Raw genomic sequence first — 23,368 nt, forward strand, 5'->3', positions numbered from 1 at the left:
AGCTACCTAATTTCTATATTTTTTCCTAGTTGGACTAGGGATGAGATTTTCTCATTGTCATAGCTTTTATTTTATCATAATTTTCAAAAAAATCAAAAATCCAATACGCAATAAAAAAAGTGTAAGGAGAACCTCACACTTTCGTTTTATACGTTTAAGACCTTGTCCAAAAACTCTTTTAGACGAGGGTGTTGCGGATTATCAAAGATTTGATCTGGTGTCCCATCTTCCAGGAATTCACCATCAGCCGTAAAGATAACACGGTTAGCCACCTGACGAGCAAATCCCATCTCATGGGTTACGATAATCATGGTCATGCCTTGTTCTGCCAATTCCTTCATAACATTCAGTACATCTCCAACCATTTCAGGGTCAAGAGCGGAAGTTGGCTCATCAAAGAGCATGATATCAGGATTCATGGCAAGTCCACGAGCGATAGCTACACGTTGTTTCTGACCACCTGAAAGACTATCTGGATTGGCATTAGCTTTATCTGCTAGTCCAACCTTTTCAAGCAACTCCATCCCCAATTTCTCAGCTTCTTCTTTGGTCATTCGTTTGTGTTCAATCGGAGCAAAAGTGATATTCTCTAGAACGGACATGTGAGGGAAGAGATTGAAATGTTGGAAGACCATTCCAACGTTTTCGCGAACATGGTCGACATTGGTTGATTTGTCAGTCAAATCATAACCATTCACAGTGATGTGGCCACTCGTTACCTCTTCGAGAAGGTTAAGGCTACGGAGGAAAGTGGATTTACCAGAACCAGAAGGACCGATGATACAGACAACATCCCCTTCATAGAATTTAGTAGTAATGCCTTTTAAAACTTCATTTTTTCCATAATACTTATGCAAATCATTTACATCAATTTTTAGTTTTGCCATTAACGAATCCTCTTTTCTAAGCGTTTCGCTAGTCTAGTCAAAAGCGTGATAATTACAAGATAGAAGATAGCAAGGATTGCATACATCTTGAAACTTTGGTAGTTACGGGCGATGATGATCTTACCAGTTTGGAAGAGTTCCACCAAACCAATAGCAGATACAATGGTTGTATCTTTAAGAGCGATAACGAATTGGTTGACGAAGTTTGGCAACATCAATTTAGTTGCTTGTGGCAAGATAATCTTTCGCATGGTTTTTCCATAAGAGATACCAAGACTGCGACTGGCCTCCATTTGCCCAACTGGAACAGCTTGAATCCCACCACGAACGATTTCAGCGATATAAGCTGCTGCATTGAGTGAGAGGGCGATGGTACCAGCTACAAAGTCGTTAATTGGACTTTGATGGCCTGTAATCGATTCGATGAAGTTAGGAATTCCCCAGAAGATGAAAGCTGCAAGAATCATCAACGGAATTCCTCGAATAACGTCAACGAAAATCTCAGAGATCAGACGAAGAGATTTGTATGGGCTAACGCTAAACATACCGAAGATAATACCGATGACAATGGCAATTGCAAATGAGATAAGAGCTAGAGCAAGAGTGATTCCGAGTCCACTAAGAAGTTGTTTATAGTTGTTTTGAAGCAAACCCCAGATAGTTGTTTCGTCAACCGTACTTGTAGAGTCAGATGATGTTTCGCTAGCTAGATACTTGTCAAGAATCTTTTGGAATTCTCCGTTAGCCTTGAGGTTTGCAAGTCCGTTATTGAACATCTGGATTAATTCAGGATTTGTACCTTTTTTAACCGCAAAGGCTGTTTCACCGATTGGAGTTCCAGCGATTGGCGTTTTCAATTTTTGCCCTTGGCTGATAGAATATTTGAGAACTGGCTCATCATCCATCACGGCATCGATAGAGCCAGTATTCAGACTGTCATACATAGAAGCGCCATCTGCAAAGGTTTTAATCTTATAGCCGTACTTGCTTTGGTTTTCAGTAAGGAAGGTTTGAGAAGCAGTTCCGTTTTTAACACCGACAGTTTTATCCTTGAGGTCTTCATAAGAAGTAATTGTGCTTGATTCTTTCACACCGAGAATCGTATTTGCTGTGTAGTATGATTCTGAGAAGTCAAAGGTTTCCTTACGAGCATCTGTTACAGACATACCAGCAATGATACCATCTGCTTGTCCAGCTTGAACAGCACTAATGGCTGCGTCAAATCCTGGGTTGGTAATCTCAATTTCAAAACCTTGATCTTTGGCAATGGCCTTGATGAGGTCCATATCAATACCGGTGTATTGATTGCTTGAATTTTGAAAAACGAATGGGGCGAAAGATGAGTCGCTGGCAATAATGTACTTGCTTTTCACAGGAGTAGCTTTTTGTCCAGCAGCAGTAGTTGTTGTTGGGCTTGCCGTAGTTTTAGAAGCCGTCCACTTTTGGATGATTTGCTCCAAGCTACCATCCTTCTTCATTTGTGCTAGGGCTTCATTAAACTCGGTAACCAAGTATTCATACTTGCTCCCTTTCTTGACACCAAAAGCAAAGCTTCCAACAGCCTCACCATCCATATTGATGCTGAGATCTTGTCCTTGGTTAATCGCATACTCAATAACAGGTTTGTCATCCATGATGGCATTTACAGCACCAGCACTTAGACTGTTATTCATCAAATCACCTGTATCAAAGGTTTTAATAGAGAAACCGTATTTATCTTTGATACTTTCGAGGAAGCGTTGAGCGGCAGTTCCGTTCTTAACTCCAACTGTTTTCCCGCTAAGTTCCTCATAATTGGTGATTTTATTTGCCTTAGTGGTAGCAATGACAACTTTTGTATCATAATAGGTATCAGACATGGTAAAGACATTTTCACGTTCTTTTGTTTTTGTCATACCTGCCATAATAGCATCTGCTTGACCTGACTGCACTGCATTTACAGCTGCATCAAAGCCAGGATAAGACATTTGGATGTTCCATCCTTTGATTTCTGCGACTTTATTGATAATATCAACATCAATCCCCTTATAGGTTTGATCTGAATCTTTAAACTCAAAAGGTGCGTAAGCTGTATCTGACACAATCTTAACAGTATCAGCTTTTGCTATACCTAGTGAGAAAATGGGAAATAAAATGAGCAAACATGCTAGTATTATTTTCTTCATTTTTAGTCTCCTTTTCCGAATATTTTTCCATTATACCAGAAAAAAGGCGAAAAGGCAAATTTTATGAATTTTATGTAAGGAAATGTAACATGAAACACTAACTCTTATCAACCTAGAGTAGAGTCTGAAAAGTAAATTTATGGTAAAATAGAAGGATAGAAAAATTCAGATGAGGCAATCATGATAAATCGAATTACAGATAATAAATTTAAACTAGTATCAAAATATGAACCATCAGGAGATCAACCCCAAGCGATTGAGCAGTTGGTCGATAATATCGAGGGCGGAGAAAAAGCACAGATTCTGATGGGCGCGACTGGTACTGGGAAGACTTATACCATGAGTCAGGTCATTTCCAAAGTCAATAAACCAACTTTGGTCATTGCCCACAATAAGACTCTGGCTGGTCAGCTCTATGGAGAATTTAAGGAATTTTTCCCTGAAAATGCTGTTGAGTATTTTGTATCTTACTATGATTATTACCAACCCGAGGCTTATGTCCCTTCGAGCGATACCTATATTGAGAAGGACAGCTCTGTCAATGATGAGATTGACAAGCTCCGTCACTCAGCGACTTCGGCTCTTCTGGAGCGTAACGATGTCATCGTCGTGGCTTCTGTTTCTTGTATCTATGGTTTAGGTTCGCCCAAGGAATACGCTGATAGTGTCGTTAGTCTCCGTCCAGGCCTTGAGATTTCTCGTGATAAACTCTTGAATGACTTGGTAGATATTCAGTTTGAGCGCAATGATATTGATTTCCAACGGGGAAGATTTCGCGTTCGTGGGGATGTGGTGGAGATTTTCCCAGCCTCTCGAGATGAACACGCTTTTCGAGTAGAGTTTTTCGGAGACGAAATCGACCGTATTCGTGAAGTAGAGGCTTTGACAGGTCAGGTATTGGGAGAAGTGGATCATCTGGCGATTTTTCCAGCGACTCACTTTGTGACCAATGACGACCATATGGAAGTTGCCATTGCCAAGATTCAGGCGGAGTTGGAGGAGCAGTTAGCTATCTTTGAAAAGGAAGGCAAACTGCTAGAAGCACAACGCTTAAAGCAACGGACAGAGTATGATATCGAAATGCTGCGCGAGATGGGCTATACCAACGGTGTTGAAAACTACTCACGCCACATGGATGGACGGAGCGAAGGAGAGCCTCCTTATACATTGCTCGATTTCTTCCCAGATGATTTCCTGATTATGATTGATGAGAGCCACATGACCATGGGTCAGATCAAGGGTATGTATAATGGTGACCGTTCTCGTAAGGAAATGTTGGTGAATTATGGTTTTCGTTTGCCGTCTGCCCTGGACAATCGTCCCCTTCGCCGTGAAGAGTTTGAAAGTCATGTGCATCAGATTGTCTACGTTTCAGCAACACCTGGTGACTATGAAAATGGACAGACCGAGACAGTGATTGAGCAAATCATTCGACCGACAGGTCTCTTGGACCCTGAGGTGGAAGTGCGTCCAACTATGGGGCAGATAGATGACCTTCTAGGTGAAATCAATGCCCGTGTTGAAAAGAACGAACGAACCTTTATCACTACTTTGACTAAGAAAATGGCAGAGGACTTGACCGACTATTTCAAGGAAATGGGGATCAAGGTTAAGTACATGCACTCGGATATCAAGACCTTGGAGCGGACGGAGATTATCCGTGACCTGCGCTTGGGTGTCTTTGATGTCTTGGTCGGAATCAACCTGCTTCGTGAAGGAATTGACGTTCCTGAAGTAAGCTTGGTTGCCATTCTCGATGCTGACAAAGAAGGTTTCCTTCGTAACGAACGTGGCCTCATCCAGACCATTGGTCGTGCTGCTCGTAATAGCGAAGGACATGTTATCATGTACGCTGATACCATGACTCAGTCTATGCAACGTGCTATCGATGAAACAGCTCGCCGCCGGAAAATCCAGATGGCCTATAATGAAGAGCACGGTATCGTACCACAAACCATTAAGAAAGAAATCCGTGACCTGATCACTGTAACTAAGGCAGTTGCCAAGGAAGAGGACAAGGAAGTCGATATCAATAGTCTCAACAAACAAGAACGCAAGGAACTCGTCAAAAAACTCGAAAAACAAATGCAAGAAGCCGTCGAAGTGCTTGATTTTGAACTGGCAGCTCAGATTCGTGATATGATGTTGGAAGTGAAGGCGTTGGGGTAGAGAGGCTCTTAAGTCAAATTTAATTAGCCAAATTGCTATTTCCTTGTTTCAGTAGTCTAGATATGAAGAAAATGGTGAAAATGAATAAAAGAAATTCAAATACAAAAAAGAATCTATCAAGGAAAGAAAGTTTTCAGCATTGGCTAGATTCTCATAAAATTATAGGTTTCTTCCTAGTCCTTGGTCTAATCTTAGGAATAGAACTAGGTATTAATTTTAGTTTTAAAAGCCTCCCACTTCCTTCACTATACAGAGATATTAACTATAGTTTTCCATTATATGCAAATCTTTTTTGTCTGGTCTACAGAATATTTGACTATTGGTTTTTAGATTTATCCAGGTTAAGGATGACTCTAACCAGATTTGCTGGATTGTTCATCTATCTTAATAGTATCGGTTTAGTGGTCCATCTATTTTTAGGAGTTAGTGGAAAAAACAGTAAAGGGATTTTGCCATCTCTCTTATCACTAGATTACCGCTATATCTGGTTTCCTATCGTAACTTACATGCTATTCTTTTTCTTAGGATTGGTCATTTTACTTCTTGCTAAATATTTAGAAAAAAAGAAATTGAAGAAATGATTGTAATGTCTCTTTCACCCATTCTTGCCAATATAGGCCATTATATATAATTATCACTGTCAGAGTATCTTATCATAATGCCATGACTTAGTTAATGCTTTTATCGTGAAATTTGAAATAAAATACAACAAAGATATATTTGAATAATTTAGAAAGCGAGCAAATCTATGTCCCGTGCCCAAGCAACTATTTTAACCAACATCTGTCTAATCGAAGATCTAGAAAATAAGCGAGTAGTCATGCAATATCGCTCTCCTGAAAACAATCGCTGGTCTGGCTATGCCTTTCCAGGAGGTCATGTTGAGAACGGCGAGGCCTTTGCCGAGTCCGTCATTCGTGAAATATACGAAGAAACTGGTCTAACGATTCAGAATCCCCAACTGGTCGGTATTAAAAATTGGCCCTTAGATACAGGTGAACGCTACATCGTCGTTTGCTATAAGGCGACAGAGTTTACTGGAAGTCTTCAATCGTCCGAAGAAGGAGAAGTATCTTGGGTGCAAAAAGACCAGATTCCAAACTTGGATCTGGCCTATGATATGTTGCCTTTGATGGAAATGATGGAAGCACCTGACAGGTCTGAGTTCTTCTATCGTCACCGTACAGAGGACGGCTGGGAGAAAGAAATTTTCTAGTCTTTTACCAAATAACCTAACTGATCCAAGGCCTCCTCGATATAGTGGAGGTCTTGTTGTGTCTCAGCTTCAACAAGGTGGTAATGGATGCCGTCTGTCAATTCAGAAAGGGGTCTAAAGTCTGAATTCTCGACTTGTTCCAGAAAGTGCTGGACATCTCGGCGGCAGGTGAGTTTGAGGTGGGTTTCAATTTCGCCATAAACGGGATGATCGATTAAGATATTTTGAACGCGTCCGCCATTATCTACAATGGCTAGAAGTTCCTGCCCGATTTCTTCCAGTTCATGTTTCACTTTAAAGAGTTTGTGGACGTAGGGACTGGCATCATTTTCTTTGTAGATATAACCACGATTGGTGGATAGGATAGGAGCCCCATCTGCTCGGAGAATAGCGATATCCTGTACAATGACTTGGCGCGTAACATGAAAGTGTTCAGCCAAGGTTTGACCATTGAGGGCTTTTGGTGCCTCTTTTAATAGTTTGAGAAGAGCTTGTTTGCGATCCGTTGTCATAGTTTTTCCTTTTAGCGACGTTTTCGAAGCACTTTATAGACAGCTAGTGCTAATGTATAGTCTACCATACTATGGACAATTGTGCCAAAGCCAACTAGGACGAAGAGAACATAAAACATATTTTCAACGTTTGTCCCTGAAGTAGCATAGAAGATGATACAAGCTAGTACTTCAGCGATAGCGTGAACAACACCCAAAACAAAGTTAAAAATCCAAGATGCCTTTGGTTTATCCAAGGTTTCAGGGAATTTCTTTAAGTACAAAGCCCCCAAAGTACCAAAAACGATGTGAGAAAAGGCGCGTAGGACAATAACCATAGGGTAGCCTGCCATCAGAAAACCAAGACTCGAAGCAATAATCACAAAAGCAGCCATCAAAGGCGAAAGAAACATGGCGATAAAGATGGGGATATGACTTCCCAAGGTGTAAGAAGCCGGTGGGATAACGATTTTAAAAGGCATAATGATTGGAATCAAAATCGCGATTGCAGTGAGTAGGGCAGTCATGGTCATAAACTGCGTTTTTTTCCGTATATTCATAAGAACCTCCATTTATCTGTATATACACAAGTATAGTACAATAAATAATCAGTTAAGTCAAGAAGCATTAGTGATTTTTAAGGGATATTTGATTAAATGTGGTAAAGAATACTGGGAACTTAATTCTTATGTTTTAACTACTAAACTCCACCTTCAGGACGAAAGTGGAGTTGTTTTTTTATTTCTTCAAGGTTTCGAGACGTGGGACAATCATTACAGTCAAGATGGCTGAGATAACCAATTCGGCGATTGAGTTTGTAGAGATAACAGTTGCTAGGAGTTTTTGGATATTGCCATCGAAGACATTTCCAAAAAGGAAGAAGATTCCCCCGAGGACAAAGACGGTGTTGGTAAGGGAACCAAGGGCACCAGCTAGGATTAGCCCAGTTTTATTTTTCATCAGTTTATAGACCAAGTAAGGTGTCAGACCGATCAAAATGCGAGGGACAATAGCGATAATCGCAGAATAGATGTTTCCGTTCGGTACGAATGGAGAAAAGAGGTAGCTGGTTGGAAGGATGGTAATCGTGTTTACCGTTAAGCTTAGCAGTCCCATCAAGAAACCAAGTGTAACACCAACTCGTGGGCCGTAAATGATACTAGCAATGATTACTGGAATATGAACGATAGTTGGTTTAATTGGAAATGGGAAAAGATTAAATAGGAGAGAGCTCAAAAAGTGGATAACGAGCATAACTGCAAAAAAGATAGCAATTGGGGCAATGTTAGAGCGTTTGTTCATCGAGGGTTTCCTTTATTCTTTCTAATATAGTATTCAGGTCAGCTAGAGCGCCTTTGCCGTGATCGCCACAGGCTAGTAAAGATTCTTTTGGGGAGATAATCTGATAACCATAGGTCTCTAATGTTTTTAGATTAGCCTGAGTTGCAGGATGGTCATACATCTTTGTATTCATGGCTGGAGCTAAGAGTTTAGGGATGTGACTTGGTAGGGCAAGAGCCGTACTGGTCACCATGTTATCCGCAAAACCATGCGCAAGTTTGGCAATGGTATTAGCAGTAGCAGGGACAACGATAAAAAGGTCTGTTTCTTTTCCTCTTTCGATATGATTGACTTGATCAGGGTAGGGTTCCTGCATGACATCAAGGTGAACTGGATTCTGTGAGAGTACCTGTAGTGTCAAAGGCTGGATAAACTCTCTTGCCGCCTCTGTCATTAAGACAGTGACATCATGGCCATGTTTTTTCAAAGAACTGACTAAATCAGCTGCTTTATAGGAGGCTATGGAACCTGTCACTGCGATGAGAATGTTTGCCATGGCTTTCCTTTCTATGAATCGTATGTATGAATTTTCTCAAGGAGGAGGTTTGCAATTTCCTCTTTGGTTTGAACGGTTTGAAGACGATCTTTTTCAACAAAGATTGCCCGATGCTGATATGCTGAGATTTGAGTAAGATCATTCGCTATGATTAAGTCAGCCTGGTTCTTGACAAGACTCTTTCGTGCGATCTCAATGAGATAATCCTCAGAGACATCAACCAGCAATTTAAACCCAATCAGATGAATGGCAGGATTCCATTCTTTGACCAGAGAGATGATTTTGGGTGTTTTTTTCAGGAATAAGACCTGAACCTCATCAGTTGAAGAAATCTTAGCTTCTATATTTTGCTTGTCTAATAATTCTTCCAGATTAGAGCTCGTCTTAACTTCATCTAGTCCCGTCATATAAACAGGAGTATAGTCAGAAACTGCCATCGAATGAATCAAGACCTGATAATCTTGAACACACTCTTTCATCTCTAAAAGAAGATCATTCGTATTTTTGATTTCTAGAATGGTTAGATGGGGATGAGCTTCTGGCTTCAGAGCTCGTTTTGTCGTTATCAAACAAACTTCATGACCAGCAGCAAGCAAGGTTTCTGTGATGATTTTTCCCAAGCGACCTGTAGAATGGTTAGTAATAGAGCGGACACTATCGATTGCTTCACTTGTACCGCCTGACGTAACTAAAATTTTCATAGGATCATTGTACAAAAAAAAGAAATGCAAGTCAAAGAAAGCGTTTGTTAATTTATCTAATTTTCCAGCAAGATTATAGTTTTTGGCTATAAAAACTTATAAAAAGTAAAAAAGATGACTAAAATCGGCCTTAAAACTTGATGTTTATAAACTTTAGCAAGCTTTTTGTCTGTGAAAAATCTTTTTTTGTGTTATAATGAGTTATCATATTAGAGGTTAGAGGAGTTTGCTATGAAAACAGATATTGAAATCGCACAGAGTATTGAGTTGAAGCCAATCGTTGATGTTGTAGAGAAACTGGGTATTTCTTACGACGATTTGGAATTGTACGGGAAGTATAAGGCTAAACTCAGCTTTGATAAAATTCGTGCAGTTGAGAGCAATCCAGTTGGGAAATTGATCTTGGTTACTGCCATCAATCCAACACCTGCAGGTGAAGGGAAATCAACCATTACCATTGGTCTTGCGGATGCCTTGAACAAGATTGGTAAGAAAACCATGATTGCCATTCGCGAACCGTCTCTTGGTCCAGTCATGGGGATTAAGGGTGGTGCTGCTGGTGGTGGTTATGCCCAAGTGTTGCCAATGGAAGACATCAATCTCCACTTTACTGGAGATATGCATGCCATTACAACTGCTAACAATGCTCTTTCTGCCTTGATTGACAACCACTTACACCAAGGAAATGAGCTGGAAATCGATCAACGTCGTATTCTTTGGAAACGTGTTGTGGACTTGAATGACCGTGCCCTTCGTCATGTAACCGTTGGACTTGGTGGTCCTCTAAACGGTATTCCTCGTGAGGATGGTTTTGATATTACAGTTGCTTCTGAAATCATGGCGATTCTTTGCTTGGCTACGGACATCGAGGATTTGAAACGCCGTTTGGCTAACATCGTTATCGGCTATCGCTATGACCGTACACCAGTTACTGTTGGTGATTTACAGGTTGAGGGAGCGTTGGCATTGATTCTGAAAGATGCTATCAAACCGAACTTGGTTCAGACAATTTACGGTACACCTGCCTTTGTACACGGTGGTCCATTTGCCAATATCGCTCATGGATGTAACTCTGTTTTGGCAACAAGCACAGCCCTTCGCTTGGCTGATTATACTGTTACTGAAGCTGGTTTTGGTGCGGACCTTGGTGCTGAGAAATTCCTTGACATTAAGACACCAAACTTGCCAACATCTCCAGATGCAGTTGTCATCGTCGCAACCCTTCGTGCCCTTAAGATGAATGGTGGTGTGGCTAAGGATGCTTTGACAGAGGAAAATGTGGAAGCAGTTCGTGCAGGTTTTGCTAACTTAAAACGACACGTTGAAAATATCCGTAAATTTGGTATTCCAGCAGTTGTAGCTATTAATGAATTTGTCTCTGATACAGAAGCTGAAATTGCAGCTTTGAAGGAACTCTGTGCCTCAATCGATGTTCCAGTTGAGTTGGCTAGTGTCTGGGCTGATGGGGCAGAAGGGGGCGTAGCACTTGCCGAAACGCTTGTCAAGACAATCTCTGAAAATCCAGCTAACTACACTCGTCTTTATGACAATGACCTTTCTGTCCAAGAGAAGATTGAAAAGATTGTCACTGAAATCTACCGTGGTAGCAAAGTGAACTTTGAGAAGAAAGCTCAAACGCAAATCGCTCAAATCGTTCAAAACGGATGGGATAAATTGCCAATCTGTATGGCTAAAACTCAGTACAGTTTCTCTGACAATCCAAATGCACTTGGAGCACCAGAAAACTTTGAAATTACCATTCGTGAATTGGTACCAAAATTGGGGGCAGGCTTCATCGTTGCCTTAACTGGTGATGTTATGACCATGCCAGGCCTTCCAAAACGTCCAGCCGCTCTTAACATGGATGTTGAAAGCGATGGAACCGTTCTAGGCTTGTTCTAGTATATTGCAATTGATTTCAAATGAGTTTGGAAAAGCTATCCAAGCTCATTTTCGATTTTAGAAAGAGAAATATATGCCAACGATTCGTACAGTGAGGGAGTCTGATATTCCAGACCTGCTTGCAATTTATGCTCCCTATGTCCTTAATACAGTCATTACATTTGAATACGAGGTGCCAAGTGCTGAGGAATTTCAAAGAAGAATCCAAAAGACCTTGCTTAAATATCCTTATCTAGTGCTAGAGGAAGAAGGCAAAATTTTGGGATATACCTATGCTTCCACCTATTATGATAGGAGAGCTTATGATTGGTCAGTTGAAGTGTCAGTTTACTTGCACCAAGAAGCCAAAGGTCGAGGGTTAGGGAGTCTACTCTATGACTGTCTGGAGGAAGAATTAGTGTCAAGGGGTTACTTACGCTTCTTAGCTTGTATCGCTTTGCCAAATGATAGGAGCATTTCTCTTCACCGAAAGAGGGGCTATGAACAAGTAGCTCATTTCCCTAAGATAGGCTATAAGTTTGGAAAATGGCATGATATCGTTTGGATGCAAAAGTCATTGACTCCTCCTGATGATATGAAAGAGTAGAATTCCACACGCAATCAGTCTAGCTAAAGATATTTTCCCTAATTTTTGATATAATAGAAACATTGACTTCAAGAGTAAGGAAGAGAAAATGAACGCATTATTGAATGGAATGAATGACCGTCAGGCAGAGGCGGTGCAAACGACAGAAGGTCCATTATTGATCATGGCTGGGGCTGGTTCTGGAAAGACTCGAGTTTTGACTCACAGAATCGCCTACTTGATTGATGAAAAGATGGTCAATCCTTGGAATATCTTGGCCATTACCTTTACCAATAAGGCTGCTCGTGAGATGAAGGAGCGTGCCTATAGCCTCAATCCAGCAACCCAGGACTGTCTGATTGCGACCTTTCACTCCATGTGTGTTCGTATCCTGCGTCGTGATGCAGATCATATTGGCTACAATCGGAACTTCACCATTGTAGATCCAGGAGAACAGCGAACTCTTATGAAGCGCATTCTCAAGCAATTAAACTTGGATCCGAAAAAATGGAATGAACGGACCATTTTGGGAACCATTTCCAATGCCAAGAATGATTTGATCGATGATGTGGCTTACGCTGCTCAAGCTGGCGATATGTACACGCAAATCGTGGCCCAGTGTTACACAGCCTATCAAAAAGAACTTCGTCAGTCAGAATCGGTTGACTTTGATGATTTGATTATGTTGACCCTGCGTCTCTTTGATCAGAATCCTGACGTCTTAACCTACTATCAGCAGAAGTTCCAATACATTCACGTGGATGAGTACCAAGATACCAACCATGCCCAGTACCAATTGGTCAAACTCTTGGCATCTCGCTTTAAAAACATCTGTGTAGTTGGAGATGCGGACCAGTCTATCTACGGTTGGCGTGGGGCTGATATGCAAAATATCTTAGATTTTGAGAAAGACTATCCCAAAGCTAAGGTTGTCTTGTTAGAAGAAAACTATCGCTCAACCAAAACCATTCTCCAAGCCGCCAATGACGTCATCAAAAACAATAAAAATCGTCGTCCTAAGAATCTCTGGACCCAGAATGCTGATGGGGAGCAGATTATTTATTATCGTGCAAATGACGAACAAGATGAGGCTGTTTTTGTAGCCAAAACCATTGATGAACTTGGTCGTAGTCAAAACTTCCTCCACAAGGATTTTGCAGTTCTTTATCGGACTAACGCCCAGTCTCGTACTATTGAGGAAGCCCTGCTTAAGTCCAATATTCCTTATACTATGGTCGGCGGGACCAAGTTCTACAGCCGTAAGGAAATCCGTGACATTATCGCTTATCTTAACCTCATTGCCAATTTGAGTGATAATATCAGTTTTGAGCGCATTATCAACGAGCCTAAACGCGGAATTGGCCCAGGAACCGTTGAGAAAATTCGCGATTTTGCGAATATGCAAGACATGTCTATGCTGGATGCTTCAGCAAATATCATGTTATCAGGAATCAAGGGTAAGGCAGCTCAGTCTATCTGGGATTTTGCCAATATGATTCTGGATTTGCGGGAGCAATTGGATCAATTAACTATCACCGAGCTGGTTGAGGCAGTTTTAGAAAAAACAGGTTATGTCGAGATTCTTAATACCCAAGCAACCTTGGAAAGCAAGGCTCGGGTTGAGAATATCGAAGAGTTCCTATCTGTTACCAAAAATTTTGACGACGATCCTGATAGTCAAGAAGAGGAAACAGGTTTGGACAAACTCAGTCGTTTCTTGAATGACCTTGCCCTGATTGCGGATACGGATTCAGGCAGTCAGGAGACATCAGAAGTGACCTTGATGACCTTGCACGCTGCTAAGGGACTTGAGTTCCCAGTTGTCTTTATCATTGGTATGGAGGAAAATGTCTTTCCCCTTAGCCGTGCAGCTGAAGATCCAGATGAGCTAGAAGAGGAACGCCGTTTGGCCTATGTCGGTATCACACGAGCAGAAAAGATCCTCTATCTGACCAATGCCAACTCACGCTTGCTTTTTGGGCGTACCAACTACAATCGTCCGACTCGTTTTATCAATGAAATTAGTTCGGACTTACTTGACTATCAAGGCTTGGCTCGACCAGCGAATACTAGCTTTAAGGCTTCTTATAGCAGTGGTGGGATTGCCTTCGGTCAAGGTATGAGCTTAGCCCAGGCCCTTCAAGAACGGAAACGCAATGCCGCACCAAGTTCTATCCAGTCAAGTGGTCTTCCATTTGGACAGTTTGCAGGAGGAAATAAAAAAGATTCAAGCGATACAAACTGGTCTATTGGAGATATAGCATTTCACAAGAAATGGGGAGAGGGAACAGTCCTTGAAGTGTCGGGTAGTGGCACTACTCAGGAATTGAAAATCAATTTCCCAGAAGTCGGTCTGAAAAAACTCTTAGCTAGTGTAGCCCCAATTGAGAAAAAAATCTAATTTTTCATCCTTCTCACGAATAATAAAGTGAGGAGGATTTTTATGTACAGTATTTCATTCCAAGAAGATTCACTCTTTCCTAGAGAAAGACTAGTTAAAGAAGGAGTAGAGGCTCTGAGCAATCAAGAATTACTAGCTATTCTGCTCAGAACTGGAACGCGTCAGGCCAACGTTTTTGAAATTGCTCAGAAAGTCTTGAATAGTCTGACTAGTCTAACTGATCTGAAAAAAATGACCCTGCAGGAATTGCAAAGTCTGTCTGGTATTGGACGGATTAAGGCCATTGAATTACAAGCGGTGATTGAACTGGGGCATCGCATTCACAAACATGAAACCCTTGAGATGGAAAGTATTCTCAGTAGTCAAAAGCTAGCCAAGAAAATGCAACAGGAACTTGGCGACAAAAAACAAGAGCACCTAGTGGCGCTCTATCTCAATACTCAAAATCAAATCATCCATCAGCAAACTATTTTTATCGGATCTGCGACACGCAGCATCGCTGAACCACGGGAAATTCTTCACTATGCCCTCAAGCATATGGCTACCTCAGTGATTCTCGTTCACAATCATCCATCTGGTGCAGTATCTCCTAGTCAAAACGACGACCATGTCACTAAACTAGTCAAGGAAGCTTGCGAACTGATGGGGATCGTTTTCTTGGACCACCTGATTGTCTCGCACTCGGATTACTTTAGTTACCGTGAAAAGACGGATCTAATCTAGAGTTCGTTAACAACATAGTCAAACAATGTTTTATCTTTGGGGCGATTTTCAAATAGAAATTCTGGATGCCATTGTACACCAAGGTAAGGAAAGCCATCCGTAGTTGTCACTGCCTCAATGATTCCATCTTTAGGATCATGTGCTACAACCTTAAGATTGGGAGCTAGATCTTTAATACTCTGGTGGTGGAAGGAGTTGATATGAGAGATTTCTCCATAGATTTCTCGGAGAATGGTATCAGGTTCCGTTACGAGGCGTTGGGTCGTGTATTCGGCTGAACAGTCCTGCCAATGATCCTCGATATCTTGGTGTAGCGTGCCTCCCATGGCGACATTGAAAAGTTGAGTACCCCGACAAACAGAGAAAATTGGTTTCTTTTGCTTAATCGCTTCTCTGATAAGGACTAATTCAAACTGGTCTCTTTGAAGATGGTAGTCATCGCTATCAATAGTTTTAGGCTCACCGTAGAATTTTGGATCAACATTTTGCCCACCCGTTAGGATGAGTTTATCAATGATACTGATATAATGGTAGCCATTTCTTGATCACCAATCGGTAGGATGATTGGAATTCCGCCAGCGTCTTTGACTCCTTCAACAAAGCCCTTCGCTGCATAACTCATCATGATGTCATCGTCTGGATGAGCTTTTTCATTTCCTGTAATCCCAATAACTGGTTTTTTCATAAATGCTTTCGCTTTCTAATCCTCTTTACGCATAAAATAGAGGAGGGTTTGGAGTTCGCTTGTCAAATCGACATACTGAACGACCACATCTTTTGGAAGGTGGAGGTGAACAGGGGAAAAACTGAGAATACCTTTTATACCTGCATCGACCAAAAGATTGGCGACTTCTTGTGATTTAACACTTGGAACAGTTAGGATAGCAGTTTTAACATCTGCTTCTTTGATTTTTTCTTTAATTTGAGAGATACCATAGATTGGAATTCCATCAGGTGTTTGGGTTCCGACTTCTGGATGGTCATCTAGGTCAAATGCCATGATGATTTTCATCTTGTTACGCTCATGGAAGCGATAGTGGAGAAGGGCATGCCCCATATTCCCAATCCCAACCAACATAACATTGGTAATGGAGTTGTCATTTAGGAGGTCAGCAAAAAAAGTCATCAGTTTTTTAACATCATAACCAAAACCACGACGACCTAGTTCGCCAAAATAGGAAAAATCACGACGAACAGTCGCAGAATCGATACCAATAGCCTCTGCAATTTGCTTGGAGTTGGCACGTTCAATTTTTTCTGCATGAAATCTCTTGAAAATTCGATAGTAGAGAGAGAGTCTTTTTGCTGTTGCTTTTGGAATAGCAGACTGTTTATCTTTCACAAAACCACAACCTTTCTATTCTTCTATTTTATAGAAACATTGTGAAAAAATCAACAAAAACAAGAAAAAACTAAGAAAATCTTAGTTTTAGTCTTAAAAATTAGCTTGTGATAGAAAACGGTAGAGATCTCCGACCAATCCTTGATAGATAACTTTATCATCAAAGGTTAATGAGGTAACTAGGAATGTATCTGGAAGAGTTACACAACCTGATAGAGATAACATAAGCTCTTCGTAATCCTTATATTCAAGTGTACGTTCTACGTGATAGTTATCTTGATAGGTAAGTCGATACATAGCCAATTATCTTTCTTCTTTTGTGAAGATTCCGCGTTCTACAAGGCTGTCCATGAGGAAGTAGAATTTTTCTTGGTGAATATGATGGTCTTCTGATTTAAAGATATTCACCAAACGAAGGCCAGATTTGTCAGTGATGTTGAGTTTAGCACCTGTAAGGTCTTTGTTGATGATGATCTTTAGCTTGAATCCTTCACCGCTGTTAGGTACTTTCTCAAGCAGACGAGTCAGTTCGAAGTTTCCAACTTTTGTTTCAAAGAAAGTATTATCTTTCAGTGTGAACTTTTTGACAGTTGGGCTAAGTGTATAGTCGTAGCGGCAGTTTTGTAGTTTAATGGTTTTTTCGAATGCCATTAGATTAATCTCCAATAATATTTTTTAAGGTTTGTGCGAGTTGTTTCAGTTCTTCCTCGGTATTAAGAGGAGACAGACTGATACGGACAGATTCTTTCAAACGATGCGAATCTGGTCCATAAAATGCTTCAAGCACATGACTGGTTTGTACAACACCAGCAGTACAAGCTGAACCGGTAGAAATTGAAATTCCTTCAAGGTCTAACCGTAGCAAGAGCAAATCATTTTTTTGACTAGGAAAGCCAATGTTGACAACATAAGGAAGCTGGTGTTGGCTTTCGTTGAGATAGCATTCTAGATCTGCAATCTCATCTAGAAAAGCAGATTTTAATCTCTCTAGTTTTTGGTAATGTTCAGCTTGCTGCTCTAAGTCCTCTTTGAGAGCAGCGACCATGCCTACAATGGCAGCGAGGTTTTCTGTTCCAGCCCGTTTCTTTTGTTCTTGGTCTCCACCGTGAAGATAGGAATCAAAGTCCGCGGAAGAAGCATAAAGAAAGCCGATTCCCTTTGGTCCATGGAATTTGTGGGCAGAAGCACTGAGGAAATCAATTCCCAATTCCTCAGGATGGATAGGAACTTTTCCGATAGCTTGAACAGCATCTACATGATAAGCCGCAGGATGCTCTTTTAAAACACGTCCAATCTCAGCGATAGGTAAGAGACTGCCCGTTTCATTATTAGCATACATAGTGGAAACGAGAATAGTATCGTCACGTAAGGCCTCTTGAATTTGCTGGGGAGTAATTTCTTGATTTACTGGTTGGATGATAGTCGCTTCAAAGCCAAAATGTTGCACCAGATAATCGATAGTCTCAAGCACAGAATGATGTTCAATAGCTGTCGTGATGATATGTTTTCCACGATTTTGATGACGGAGACAATAGCCAATAATAGCTGTATTGTTGCTTTCTGTACCGCCAGACGTAAAAAAGATATGTTGAGATTTTGTCCCCAATAACTGGGCTAGTTCCTGACGGGCTTCTCGCAAGAGTTTGTCAGCCTGTCGACCATGACTATGAATACTAGAAGGATTACCGTGGGTTTCTTGCATGACCCTGGTCATTTCTGAAATAGCAACTGCTGACATAGGAGTAGTAGCAGCATTGTCCAAATAAATCAAAGAATCACCTTATTTCTTTTTGTTGTAAGCAAAGAGTGGGCTGACTGGTTTTCTTTCATGGATGCGGACGATCGCATCTCCGATTAACTCGCTAGCAGTAATGTAACATACATTTTCTGGAGTTCTTTCTTTAGTTGCTACTGAGTCTGTCACAAGGATTTCCTTGATGTTTGTAGCATCAAGGAGGTCTGCTGCACCTTCAACAAATAAACCGTGACTAGATACTGCATAAATTTCAGTTGCACCTTCACGTTCAACGATTTTGGCTGCTTCAGAGAAAGTACGACCAGTATTTAGAATATCGTCAATCAAGATAGCCTTCTTGCCTTCGACATCCCCAATGATATAGCCTTCGTTACGATCAGAATCGTCTTGGGCGTAGTCAATGATAGCGATAGGGGCATCAAGGTATTCAGCCAAACTACGAGCACGTTTAACACCAGAGTTCTTTGGACTAACAACAACAACATCAGAGCCAAGAAGTCCTTTATCACAGTAGTGCTTAGCAAATAGAGGAACAGTATAAAGATTGTCTACAGGAATGTCAAAGAAACCTTGGACCTGAACAGCGTGGAGGTCAAGCGTTAGAACACGGCTTACACCAGCCTTGACAAGCATATTGGCAACCAATTTTGCAGTGAGGGGTTCGCGAGAAGAAGCGATACGATCCTGACGAGCATAACCAAAGTAAGGAAGGACAACGTTGATACTATGAGCACTTGCACGAACACAAGCATCAACCATGATTAATAATTCCATCAAGTGGTTGCTAACAGGGTAGCTGGTTGACTGGATGATGTAAACATCGTAACCACGGACACTTTCTTCGATGTTGACCTGGATTTCACCATCAGAAAATTGGCGAGAAGATAATTTTCCGAGAGGTACCCCAACCGTTTCTGCGATTTTTTGTGCAATTTCATGATTGGAATTAAGTGCAAAAAGTTTCATGTTGTTTCTATCTGACATTATAGACCGTCCTCTGTAAACTCTAAATATTTTATCTCCATTATTTTACCAGAAAATGGAGATTATTTCAGCTTTTTTTCATGCTTTTAATAAAACGAATTAATTTTGATGGAGCTTTCTGATAAGTTATCTGATTTTCATCTAAAAATCTCTGAAAATCAGCTTTCCCTTTTTTATGGTCGGTGACTTCAAGCTCGAGTTCATAGTCCGTCTGGTCAAAGTATCGACTTTCATCTAAGGCCATTAAGCCAATCTCAGTTTTCATTTCATAACGTAGAGTGGAAAGGCAGCCTAGAACAAGCCAGTCATGGCTTTCGATGCCAATCTTAGCGAGTTTCTCTAGAACGAGCCCTGAAGGTAGTTTTTGTTTTTCTAGGTACGATTCAGCTTCTGGAAGAGTTAGTTTCTGGTTGTATTCCATATTTCCTACAGTTTGAGGCACTTTCAAGGTCAATTCCGCCCAATTTGAAAAAGTGCGAATGCGTATGGCAACCTTCTTTTCACGCAATTGGAAATCTGGTGTGTCAATGTAGTAGTTTTTTTGAAGGACGGGTTGGATATGGGAAAACTGTTTTTTTAGATGCTCATAGTCCTCTTTTTTCAGAAGTGTTTTCAATTCTATTTCTAAATGTTTCATTTTTTCAACCTTTTCTATATCTTTGAAAGCGATTTATGGTATAATGGACAATGTATTTATTGTATACGAATGTACTGAAAAAATCAAAGATTTTCGACAGAGCAATCAAACATTACAAGGGAGAAGGTATGACCATAGAATGGGAAGAATTTTTAGATCCTTACATTCAGGCTGTTGGTGAATTGAAGATTAAACTTCGAGGGATTCGCAAACAGTATCGTAAGCAAAACAAGCATTCTCCGATTGAGTTTGTAACAGGTCGGGTAAAACCGATTGAAAGTATTAAAGAAAAAATGGCTCGTCGAGGAATTACTTATGCAACTTTAGAAAATGACTTGCAAGATATTGCTGGTTTACGTGTCATGGTCCAGTTTGTTGATGACGTCAAAGAAGTAGTTGAGATTCTACGTAAACGCCAAGATATGAGAATCGTTCAGGAACGAGATTATATCACTCATCGTAAGGCTTCGGGCTATCGTTCTTATCACGTGGTTGTCGAGTACACGGTTGATACGATCAACGGAGCGAAGACGATTTTGGCGGAAATTCAAATACGGACGTTAGCCATGAATTTCTGGGCTACGATTGAACACTCGCTCAATTATAAGTATCAGGGTGATTTTCCAGAAGAAATCAGGAAAAGACTGGAAATCACAGCGAAAATAGCCTATCAACTGGATGAAGAAATGGGTAAGATTCGTGATGATATCCAGGAAGCGCAGGCTCTCTTTGATCCATTGAGCAGAAAACTAAACGATGGTGTAGGAAATAGTGACGATACAGATGAAGAATACAGGTAAACGAGTTGACCTCATAGCAAATAGAAAACCTCAGAGTCAGAAGGTCTTGCATGAGCTGAGGGAAAAACTAAAGAAACAACATTTTATACTGAACGATACCAATCCCGACATCGTTATTTCGATTGGTGGTGACGGGATGCTTTTGTCTGCCTTTCACAAGTATGAGAATCAGTTAGACAAAGTTCGATTTGTAGGTGTTCATACAGGGCATTTGGGATTTTACACAGATTATCGTGATTTTGAGTTGGATCAATTGGTGACTAATCTTTTACTAGATACTGGTGCCAAAGTTTCTTATCCAGTCTTGAATGTTAAGGTAACGCTTGAAAATGGAGAGGTGAAAATCTTCCGGGCCTTAAATGAAGCCAGTATCCGTCGATCAGACCGCACCATGGTTGCAGATATCATCATTAACCACGTTCCATTCGAGCGCTTTCGTGGAGATGGAGTGACTGTTTCAACGCCGACGGGAAGTACTGCCTACAACAAGTCCTTGGGTGGAGCTGTCTTGCATCCTACCATTGAAGCCTTACAGTTGACGGAGATAGCGAGTCTTAACAATCGAGTCTATCGCACTTTGGGATCATCAATCATTATTCCCAAAAAAGATAAGATTGAACTTTTGCCGACACGCAATGATTACCACACGATATCAGTCGATAACAGCGTCTATTCATTCCGTAATATCGAACGGATAGAGTATCAAATCGATCATTATAAGATTCACTTCGTAGCGACTCCAAGCCACACTAGTTTCTGGAATCGTGTCAAAGATGCCTTCATCGGCGAGGTGGATGAATGAGGTTCGAATTTATCGCAGACGACCACGTCAAAGTCAAAACTTTCCTCAAGAAACACGAGGTTTCTAAGGGACTTCTGGCTAAGATTAAGTTTCGAGGCGGGGCTATTCTGGTCAATGGCCAACCTCAAAATGCAATCCATCTCTTAGATATTGGAGATAGGGTTACCATCGATATTCCAGCTGAGGAAGGCTTTGAAACGTTGGAAGCAATTGAGCGTCCACTGGATATTCTCTATGAGGATGATCACTTTCTGGTTTTGAATAAGCCTTATGGAGTAGCTTCCATCCCCAGTGTCAATCATTCCAATACCATTGCTAATTTTATCAAGGGCTACTATGTTAAACAGGAATATGAAAATCAGCAAGTTCACATCGTGACTAGGCTTGATAGAGATACTTCTGGTTTGATGCTTTTTGCCAAACACGGCTACGCTCATGCACGTTTAGACAAGCAGTTGCAACGAAAGTCTATCGAAAAACGGTATTTTGCTTTAGTTAAAGGAGCTGGTGTCTTGGAGCCTGAAGGGGAGATTATTGCCCCGATTGCGCGTGATGAAGATTCCATTATCACGAGACGGGTTGCCAAAGGTGGGAAATACGCTCATACGTCTTACAAAGTTGTAGCGTCTTATGGAAATATTCACCTAGTTGATATTCGCCTGCATACTGGGCGAACCCACCAAATCCGAGTGCATTTTTCTCATATTGGTTTTCCTTTGTTGGGAGACGATCTCTATGGAGGCGGCCTAGACGATGGGATTCAACGCCAGGCCTTGCATTGTCATTATTTATCTTTTTATCATCCCTTTCTAGAGCAAGATTTGCAACTAGAAAGCCCCTTACCGGATGATTTCAGCAATCTTATTACTCAGTTATCAACTAATACTCTTTAAAATCTATTTGGAGTATAATTTATTTTCTTAAAGGAGAAAACTCATGGAAGTTTTTGAAAATCTCAAAGCCAACCTAGTTGGCAAAAATGCTCGTATTGTTCTCCCTGAAGGGGAAGAACCTCGTATTCTTCAGGCAACAAAACGCTTGGTAAAAGAAACAGAAGTTGTTCCTGTTTTGCTTGGGAACCCAGAAAAAATCAAAATTTATCTCGAAATCGAGGGGATCATGGATGGTTATGAAGTGATTGATCCCCAACACTATCCTCAATTCGAAGAAATGGTTGCTGCCTTAGTAGAGCGTCGTAAGGGCAAAATGACTGAAGAAGAAGCGCGTAAAGTTTTGGTTGAAGATGTCAACTACTTTGGTGTGATGCTAGTATACTTGGGATTGGTTGACGGTATGGTGTCAGGGGCTATTCACTCAACTGCCTCAACAGTTCGCCCAGCCCTACAAATCATTAAAACTCGTCCAAACGTTACTCGTACGTCAGGTGCCTTCCTCATGGTTCGTGGTACGGAACGTTACCTATTTGGTGACTGTGCCATTAATATCAATCCAGATGCGGAAGCCTTGGCTGAGATTGCTATCAACTCGGCTATTACAGCTAAAATGTTTGGCATCGAACCTAAAATTGCAATGTTGAGCTACTCTACTAAAGGCTCAGGTTTTGGTGATAGTGTTGATAAAGTTGTTGAAGCAACAAAAATTGCACACGATTTGCGTCCTGACCTTGAAATCGATGGAGAATTGCAATTTGATGCGGCCTTCCACCCTGAAACTGCAGCATTGAAAGCTCCAGGAAGTAACGTTGCTGGGCAAGCAACTGTCTTTATCTTCCCTGGTATCGAAGCGGGGAATATTGGCTATAAGATTGCAGAACGTCTTGGTGGCTTCGCGGCTGTAGGTCCTGTATTGCAAGGTTTGAATAAACCAGTAAACGACCTTTCTCGTGGATGTAATGCAGATGATGTGTACAAGTTGACCCTTATCACAGCAGCTCAAGCAGTTCATCAATAAAAAATAGTCCTCTTTCCCATGGGAAGAGGCTTTTTAGTACTGAGAAAAGGACAGTTAGAAGCTTCTATGTTATACTAGA

The 23,368-nt window shown here is 41.1% G+C and carries 24 protein-coding genes and 1 pseudogene; 11 read left to right on the forward strand and 14 right to left on the reverse strand.

What is annotated here, in order from left to right; translation table 11 throughout:
• Positions 1 to 146: 146 nt before the first annotated feature.
• Positions 147 to 887 carry an amino acid ABC transporter ATP-binding protein gene (locus KZX55_RS00975; protein WP_007516801.1) on the reverse strand — a complete coding sequence of 247 codons (741 nt, stop codon included), beginning with the start codon at positions 885 to 887 and terminating at the stop codon, positions 147 to 149.
• Positions 887 to 3,052, reverse strand: a complete 2,166-nt coding sequence (locus tag KZX55_RS00980; protein ID WP_248022872.1) for an ABC transporter substrate-binding protein/permease — start codon at positions 3,050 to 3,052, stop codon at positions 887 to 889. The genes KZX55_RS00975 and KZX55_RS00980 overlap by 1 nt, the downstream gene beginning before the upstream one ends.
• A gap of 180 nt (positions 3,053 to 3,232) precedes the next feature.
• On the opposite strand from KZX55_RS00980, the gene uvrB reads away from it, so the two are divergent.
• The 3 genes from uvrB (at position 3,233) to KZX55_RS00995 (ending at position 6,437) form a co-directional block, all read left to right on the forward strand.
• The gene (uvrB, locus tag KZX55_RS00985; RefSeq protein ID WP_248022875.1) at positions 3,233 to 5,221 is read left to right on the forward strand and encodes an excinuclease ABC subunit UvrB; all 1,989 of its coding nucleotides are present in this window, start codon (positions 3,233 to 3,235) and stop codon (positions 5,219 to 5,221) included.
• A 62-nt stretch (positions 5,222 to 5,283) separates the two neighbouring features.
• Positions 5,284 to 5,802, forward strand: coding sequence for a hypothetical protein (locus KZX55_RS00990; protein WP_248022878.1), 519 nt, complete (start codon positions 5,284 to 5,286; stop codon positions 5,800 to 5,802).
• Between the two features lie 167 nt (positions 5,803 to 5,969).
• Complete coding sequence (locus KZX55_RS00995) at positions 5,970 to 6,437, forward strand: 8-oxo-dGTP diphosphatase (protein WP_248022881.1); 468 nt, start codon at positions 5,970 to 5,972, stop codon at positions 6,435 to 6,437.
• Here KZX55_RS00995 and KZX55_RS01000 read toward each other — a convergent pair.
• The 5 genes from KZX55_RS01000 to coaB all read right to left on the reverse strand — a co-directional run bounded on the left by KZX55_RS01000 (position 6,434) and on the right by coaB (position 9,466).
• Positions 6,434 to 6,949, reverse strand: coding sequence for a transcription repressor NadR (locus KZX55_RS01000; RefSeq protein ID WP_000205862.1), 516 nt, complete (start codon positions 6,947 to 6,949; stop codon positions 6,434 to 6,436). The genes KZX55_RS00995 and KZX55_RS01000 overlap by 4 nt on opposite strands.
• Before the next feature lie 11 nt (positions 6,950 to 6,960).
• Positions 6,961 to 7,488 carry an ECF transporter S component gene (locus tag KZX55_RS01005; protein ID WP_001026212.1) on the reverse strand — a complete coding sequence of 176 codons (528 nt, stop codon included), beginning with the start codon at positions 7,486 to 7,488 and terminating at the stop codon, positions 6,961 to 6,963.
• Positions 7,489 to 7,666: 178 nt separating this feature from the next.
• On the reverse strand, positions 7,667 to 8,230 hold the full coding sequence (locus KZX55_RS01010) for an ECF transporter S component (RefSeq protein ID WP_033585319.1): 564 nt from the start codon (positions 8,228 to 8,230) through the stop codon (positions 7,667 to 7,669).
• Positions 8,214 to 8,765 (reverse strand): phosphopantothenoylcysteine decarboxylase, encoded by a 552-nt coding sequence (coaC, locus tag KZX55_RS01015; RefSeq protein ID WP_001274049.1) that lies wholly within the window; start codon positions 8,763 to 8,765, stop codon positions 8,214 to 8,216. Before coaC ends, KZX55_RS01010 begins: the two co-directional genes overlap by 17 nt.
• Positions 8,766 to 8,776: 11 nt before the next feature.
• Positions 8,777 to 9,466 carry a phosphopantothenate--cysteine ligase gene (gene coaB / locus KZX55_RS01020; protein ID WP_248022901.1) on the reverse strand — a complete coding sequence of 230 codons (690 nt, stop codon included), beginning with the start codon at positions 9,464 to 9,466 and terminating at the stop codon, positions 8,777 to 8,779.
• Between the two features lie 231 nt (positions 9,467 to 9,697).
• Here coaB and KZX55_RS01025 point away from each other — a divergent pair, with 231 nt between their 5' ends.
• The 4 genes from KZX55_RS01025 to radC all read left to right on the forward strand — a co-directional run bounded on the left by KZX55_RS01025 (position 9,698) and on the right by radC (position 15,057).
• The gene (locus KZX55_RS01025; RefSeq protein ID WP_248022910.1) at positions 9,698 to 11,368 is read left to right on the forward strand and encodes a formate--tetrahydrofolate ligase; all 1,671 of its coding nucleotides are present in this window, start codon (positions 9,698 to 9,700) and stop codon (positions 11,366 to 11,368) included.
• Positions 11,369 to 11,441: 73 nt separating this feature from the next.
• On the forward strand, positions 11,442 to 11,954 hold the full coding sequence (locus KZX55_RS01030; protein WP_248022912.1) for a GNAT family N-acetyltransferase: 513 nt from the start codon (positions 11,442 to 11,444) through the stop codon (positions 11,952 to 11,954).
• Positions 11,955 to 12,042: 88 nt separating this feature from the next.
• The gene (gene pcrA / locus KZX55_RS01035; RefSeq protein WP_248022919.1) at positions 12,043 to 14,334 is read left to right on the forward strand and encodes a DNA helicase PcrA; all 2,292 of its coding nucleotides are present in this window, start codon (positions 12,043 to 12,045) and stop codon (positions 14,332 to 14,334) included.
• 42 nt (positions 14,335 to 14,376) lie between these two features.
• The gene (gene radC / locus KZX55_RS01040; RefSeq protein ID WP_248022921.1) at positions 14,377 to 15,057 is read left to right on the forward strand and encodes a RadC family protein; all 681 of its coding nucleotides are present in this window, start codon (positions 14,377 to 14,379) and stop codon (positions 15,055 to 15,057) included.
• Here radC and KZX55_RS01045 read toward each other — a convergent pair.
• From KZX55_RS01045 to KZX55_RS01075, 7 genes and pseudogenes are all read right to left on the reverse strand, one after another.
• A pseudogene (locus KZX55_RS01045) lies at positions 15,054 to 15,742 on the reverse strand (gamma-glutamyl-gamma-aminobutyrate hydrolase family protein). The gene radC and the pseudogene KZX55_RS01045 overlap by 4 nt on opposite strands.
• Before the next feature lie 15 nt (positions 15,743 to 15,757).
• Positions 15,758 to 16,399: a redox-sensing transcriptional repressor Rex gene (locus KZX55_RS01050; protein ID WP_000653419.1), complete on the reverse strand. Its 642-nt coding sequence runs from the start codon at positions 16,397 to 16,399 to the stop codon at positions 15,758 to 15,760.
• A 93-nt stretch (positions 16,400 to 16,492) separates the two neighbouring features.
• Entirely contained in the window at positions 16,493 to 16,696 is a 204-nt protein-coding gene (locus KZX55_RS01055) for a DUF4649 family protein (protein WP_025169551.1), read from the reverse strand.
• A gap of 6 nt (positions 16,697 to 16,702) precedes the next feature.
• On the reverse strand, positions 16,703 to 17,050 hold the full coding sequence (locus KZX55_RS01060; protein ID WP_000863522.1) for a DUF1831 domain-containing protein: 348 nt from the start codon (positions 17,048 to 17,050) through the stop codon (positions 16,703 to 16,705).
• 4 nt (positions 17,051 to 17,054) lie between these two features.
• The gene (locus KZX55_RS01065; protein ID WP_248022924.1) at positions 17,055 to 18,170 is read right to left on the reverse strand and encodes a cysteine desulfurase family protein; all 1,116 of its coding nucleotides are present in this window, start codon (positions 18,168 to 18,170) and stop codon (positions 17,055 to 17,057) included.
• Between the two features lie 9 nt (positions 18,171 to 18,179).
• The gene (locus tag KZX55_RS01070) at positions 18,180 to 19,139 is read right to left on the reverse strand and encodes a ribose-phosphate diphosphokinase (RefSeq protein WP_248022927.1); all 960 of its coding nucleotides are present in this window, start codon (positions 19,137 to 19,139) and stop codon (positions 18,180 to 18,182) included.
• Between the two features lie 67 nt (positions 19,140 to 19,206).
• Entirely contained in the window at positions 19,207 to 19,776 is a 570-nt protein-coding gene (locus KZX55_RS01075; RefSeq protein ID WP_248022933.1) for a CYTH domain-containing protein, read from the reverse strand.
• A 128-nt stretch (positions 19,777 to 19,904) separates the two neighbouring features.
• Here KZX55_RS01075 and KZX55_RS01080 point away from each other — a divergent pair, with 128 nt between their 5' ends.
• The 4 genes from KZX55_RS01080 to pta are packed head-to-tail and all read left to right on the forward strand — an operon-like array spanning position 19,905 to position 23,289.
• Positions 19,905 to 20,576 carry a GTP pyrophosphokinase gene (locus KZX55_RS01080; protein ID WP_007516769.1) on the forward strand — a complete coding sequence of 224 codons (672 nt, stop codon included), beginning with the start codon at positions 19,905 to 19,907 and terminating at the stop codon, positions 20,574 to 20,576.
• Complete coding sequence (locus KZX55_RS01085; protein ID WP_248022952.1) at positions 20,560 to 21,378, forward strand: NAD kinase; 819 nt, start codon at positions 20,560 to 20,562, stop codon at positions 21,376 to 21,378. Before KZX55_RS01080 ends, KZX55_RS01085 begins: the two co-directional genes overlap by 17 nt.
• The gene (locus tag KZX55_RS01090; protein ID WP_045617187.1) at positions 21,375 to 22,271 is read left to right on the forward strand and encodes an RluA family pseudouridine synthase; all 897 of its coding nucleotides are present in this window, start codon (positions 21,375 to 21,377) and stop codon (positions 22,269 to 22,271) included. The genes KZX55_RS01085 and KZX55_RS01090 overlap by 4 nt, the downstream gene beginning before the upstream one ends.
• A gap of 43 nt (positions 22,272 to 22,314) precedes the next feature.
• Complete coding sequence (pta, locus tag KZX55_RS01095; protein ID WP_000451563.1) at positions 22,315 to 23,289, forward strand: phosphate acetyltransferase; 975 nt, start codon at positions 22,315 to 22,317, stop codon at positions 23,287 to 23,289.
• Positions 23,290 to 23,368 lie beyond the last annotated feature (79 nt).

Origin of the sequence: Streptococcus halitosis (genome assembly GCF_023147855.1) — a bacterium.
In the GTDB taxonomy this organism is placed as follows: Bacteria; Bacillota; Bacilli; order Lactobacillales; family Streptococcaceae; genus Streptococcus; species Streptococcus halitosis_B.

Coding starts and splice junctions, on each gene's coding strand:
- KZX55_RS00975 (WP_007516801.1), bottom strand. CDS start 887: ATGGCAAAACTAAAAATTGATGTAAATGATTTGCATAAGTATTATGGA.
- KZX55_RS00980 (WP_248022872.1), bottom strand. CDS start 3,052: ATGAAGAAAATAATACTAGCATGTTTGCTCATTTTATTTCCCATTTTC.
- uvrB (WP_248022875.1), top strand. CDS start 3,233: ATGATAAATCGAATTACAGATAATAAATTTAAACTAGTATCAAAATAT.
- KZX55_RS00990 (WP_248022878.1), top strand. CDS start 5,284: ATGAAGAAAATGGTGAAAATGAATAAAAGAAATTCAAATACAAAAAAG.
- KZX55_RS00995 (WP_248022881.1), top strand. CDS start 5,970: ATGTCCCGTGCCCAAGCAACTATTTTAACCAACATCTGTCTAATCGAA.
- KZX55_RS01000 (WP_000205862.1), bottom strand. CDS start 6,949: ATGACAACGGATCGCAAACAAGCTCTTCTCAAACTATTAAAAGAGGCA.
- KZX55_RS01005 (WP_001026212.1), bottom strand. CDS start 7,488: ATGAATATACGGAAAAAAACGCAGTTTATGACCATGACTGCCCTACTC.
- KZX55_RS01010 (WP_033585319.1), bottom strand. CDS start 8,230: ATGAACAAACGCTCTAACATTGCCCCAATTGCTATCTTTTTTGCAGTT.
- coaC (WP_001274049.1), bottom strand. CDS start 8,765: ATGGCAAACATTCTCATCGCAGTGACAGGTTCCATAGCCTCCTATAAA.
- coaB (WP_248022901.1), bottom strand. CDS start 9,466: ATGAAAATTTTAGTTACGTCAGGCGGTACAAGTGAAGCAATCGATAGT.
- KZX55_RS01025 (WP_248022910.1), top strand. CDS start 9,698: ATGAAAACAGATATTGAAATCGCACAGAGTATTGAGTTGAAGCCAATC.
- KZX55_RS01030 (WP_248022912.1), top strand. CDS start 11,442: ATGCCAACGATTCGTACAGTGAGGGAGTCTGATATTCCAGACCTGCTT.
- pcrA (WP_248022919.1), top strand. CDS start 12,043: ATGAACGCATTATTGAATGGAATGAATGACCGTCAGGCAGAGGCGGTG.
- radC (WP_248022921.1), top strand. CDS start 14,377: ATGTACAGTATTTCATTCCAAGAAGATTCACTCTTTCCTAGAGAAAGA.
- KZX55_RS01055 (WP_025169551.1), bottom strand. CDS start 16,696: ATGTATCGACTTACCTATCAAGATAACTATCACGTAGAACGTACACTT.
- KZX55_RS01060 (WP_000863522.1), bottom strand. CDS start 17,050: ATGGCATTCGAAAAAACCATTAAACTACAAAACTGCCGCTACGACTAT.
- KZX55_RS01070 (WP_248022927.1), bottom strand. CDS start 19,139: ATGTCAGATAGAAACAACATGAAACTTTTTGCACTTAATTCCAATCAT.
- KZX55_RS01075 (WP_248022933.1), bottom strand. CDS start 19,776: ATGAAACATTTAGAAATAGAATTGAAAACACTTCTGAAAAAAGAGGAC.
- KZX55_RS01080 (WP_007516769.1), top strand. CDS start 19,905: ATGACCATAGAATGGGAAGAATTTTTAGATCCTTACATTCAGGCTGTT.
- KZX55_RS01085 (WP_248022952.1), top strand. CDS start 20,560: ATGAAGAATACAGGTAAACGAGTTGACCTCATAGCAAATAGAAAACCT.
- KZX55_RS01090 (WP_045617187.1), top strand. CDS start 21,375: ATGAGGTTCGAATTTATCGCAGACGACCACGTCAAAGTCAAAACTTTC.
- pta (WP_000451563.1), top strand. CDS start 22,315: ATGGAAGTTTTTGAAAATCTCAAAGCCAACCTAGTTGGCAAAAATGCT.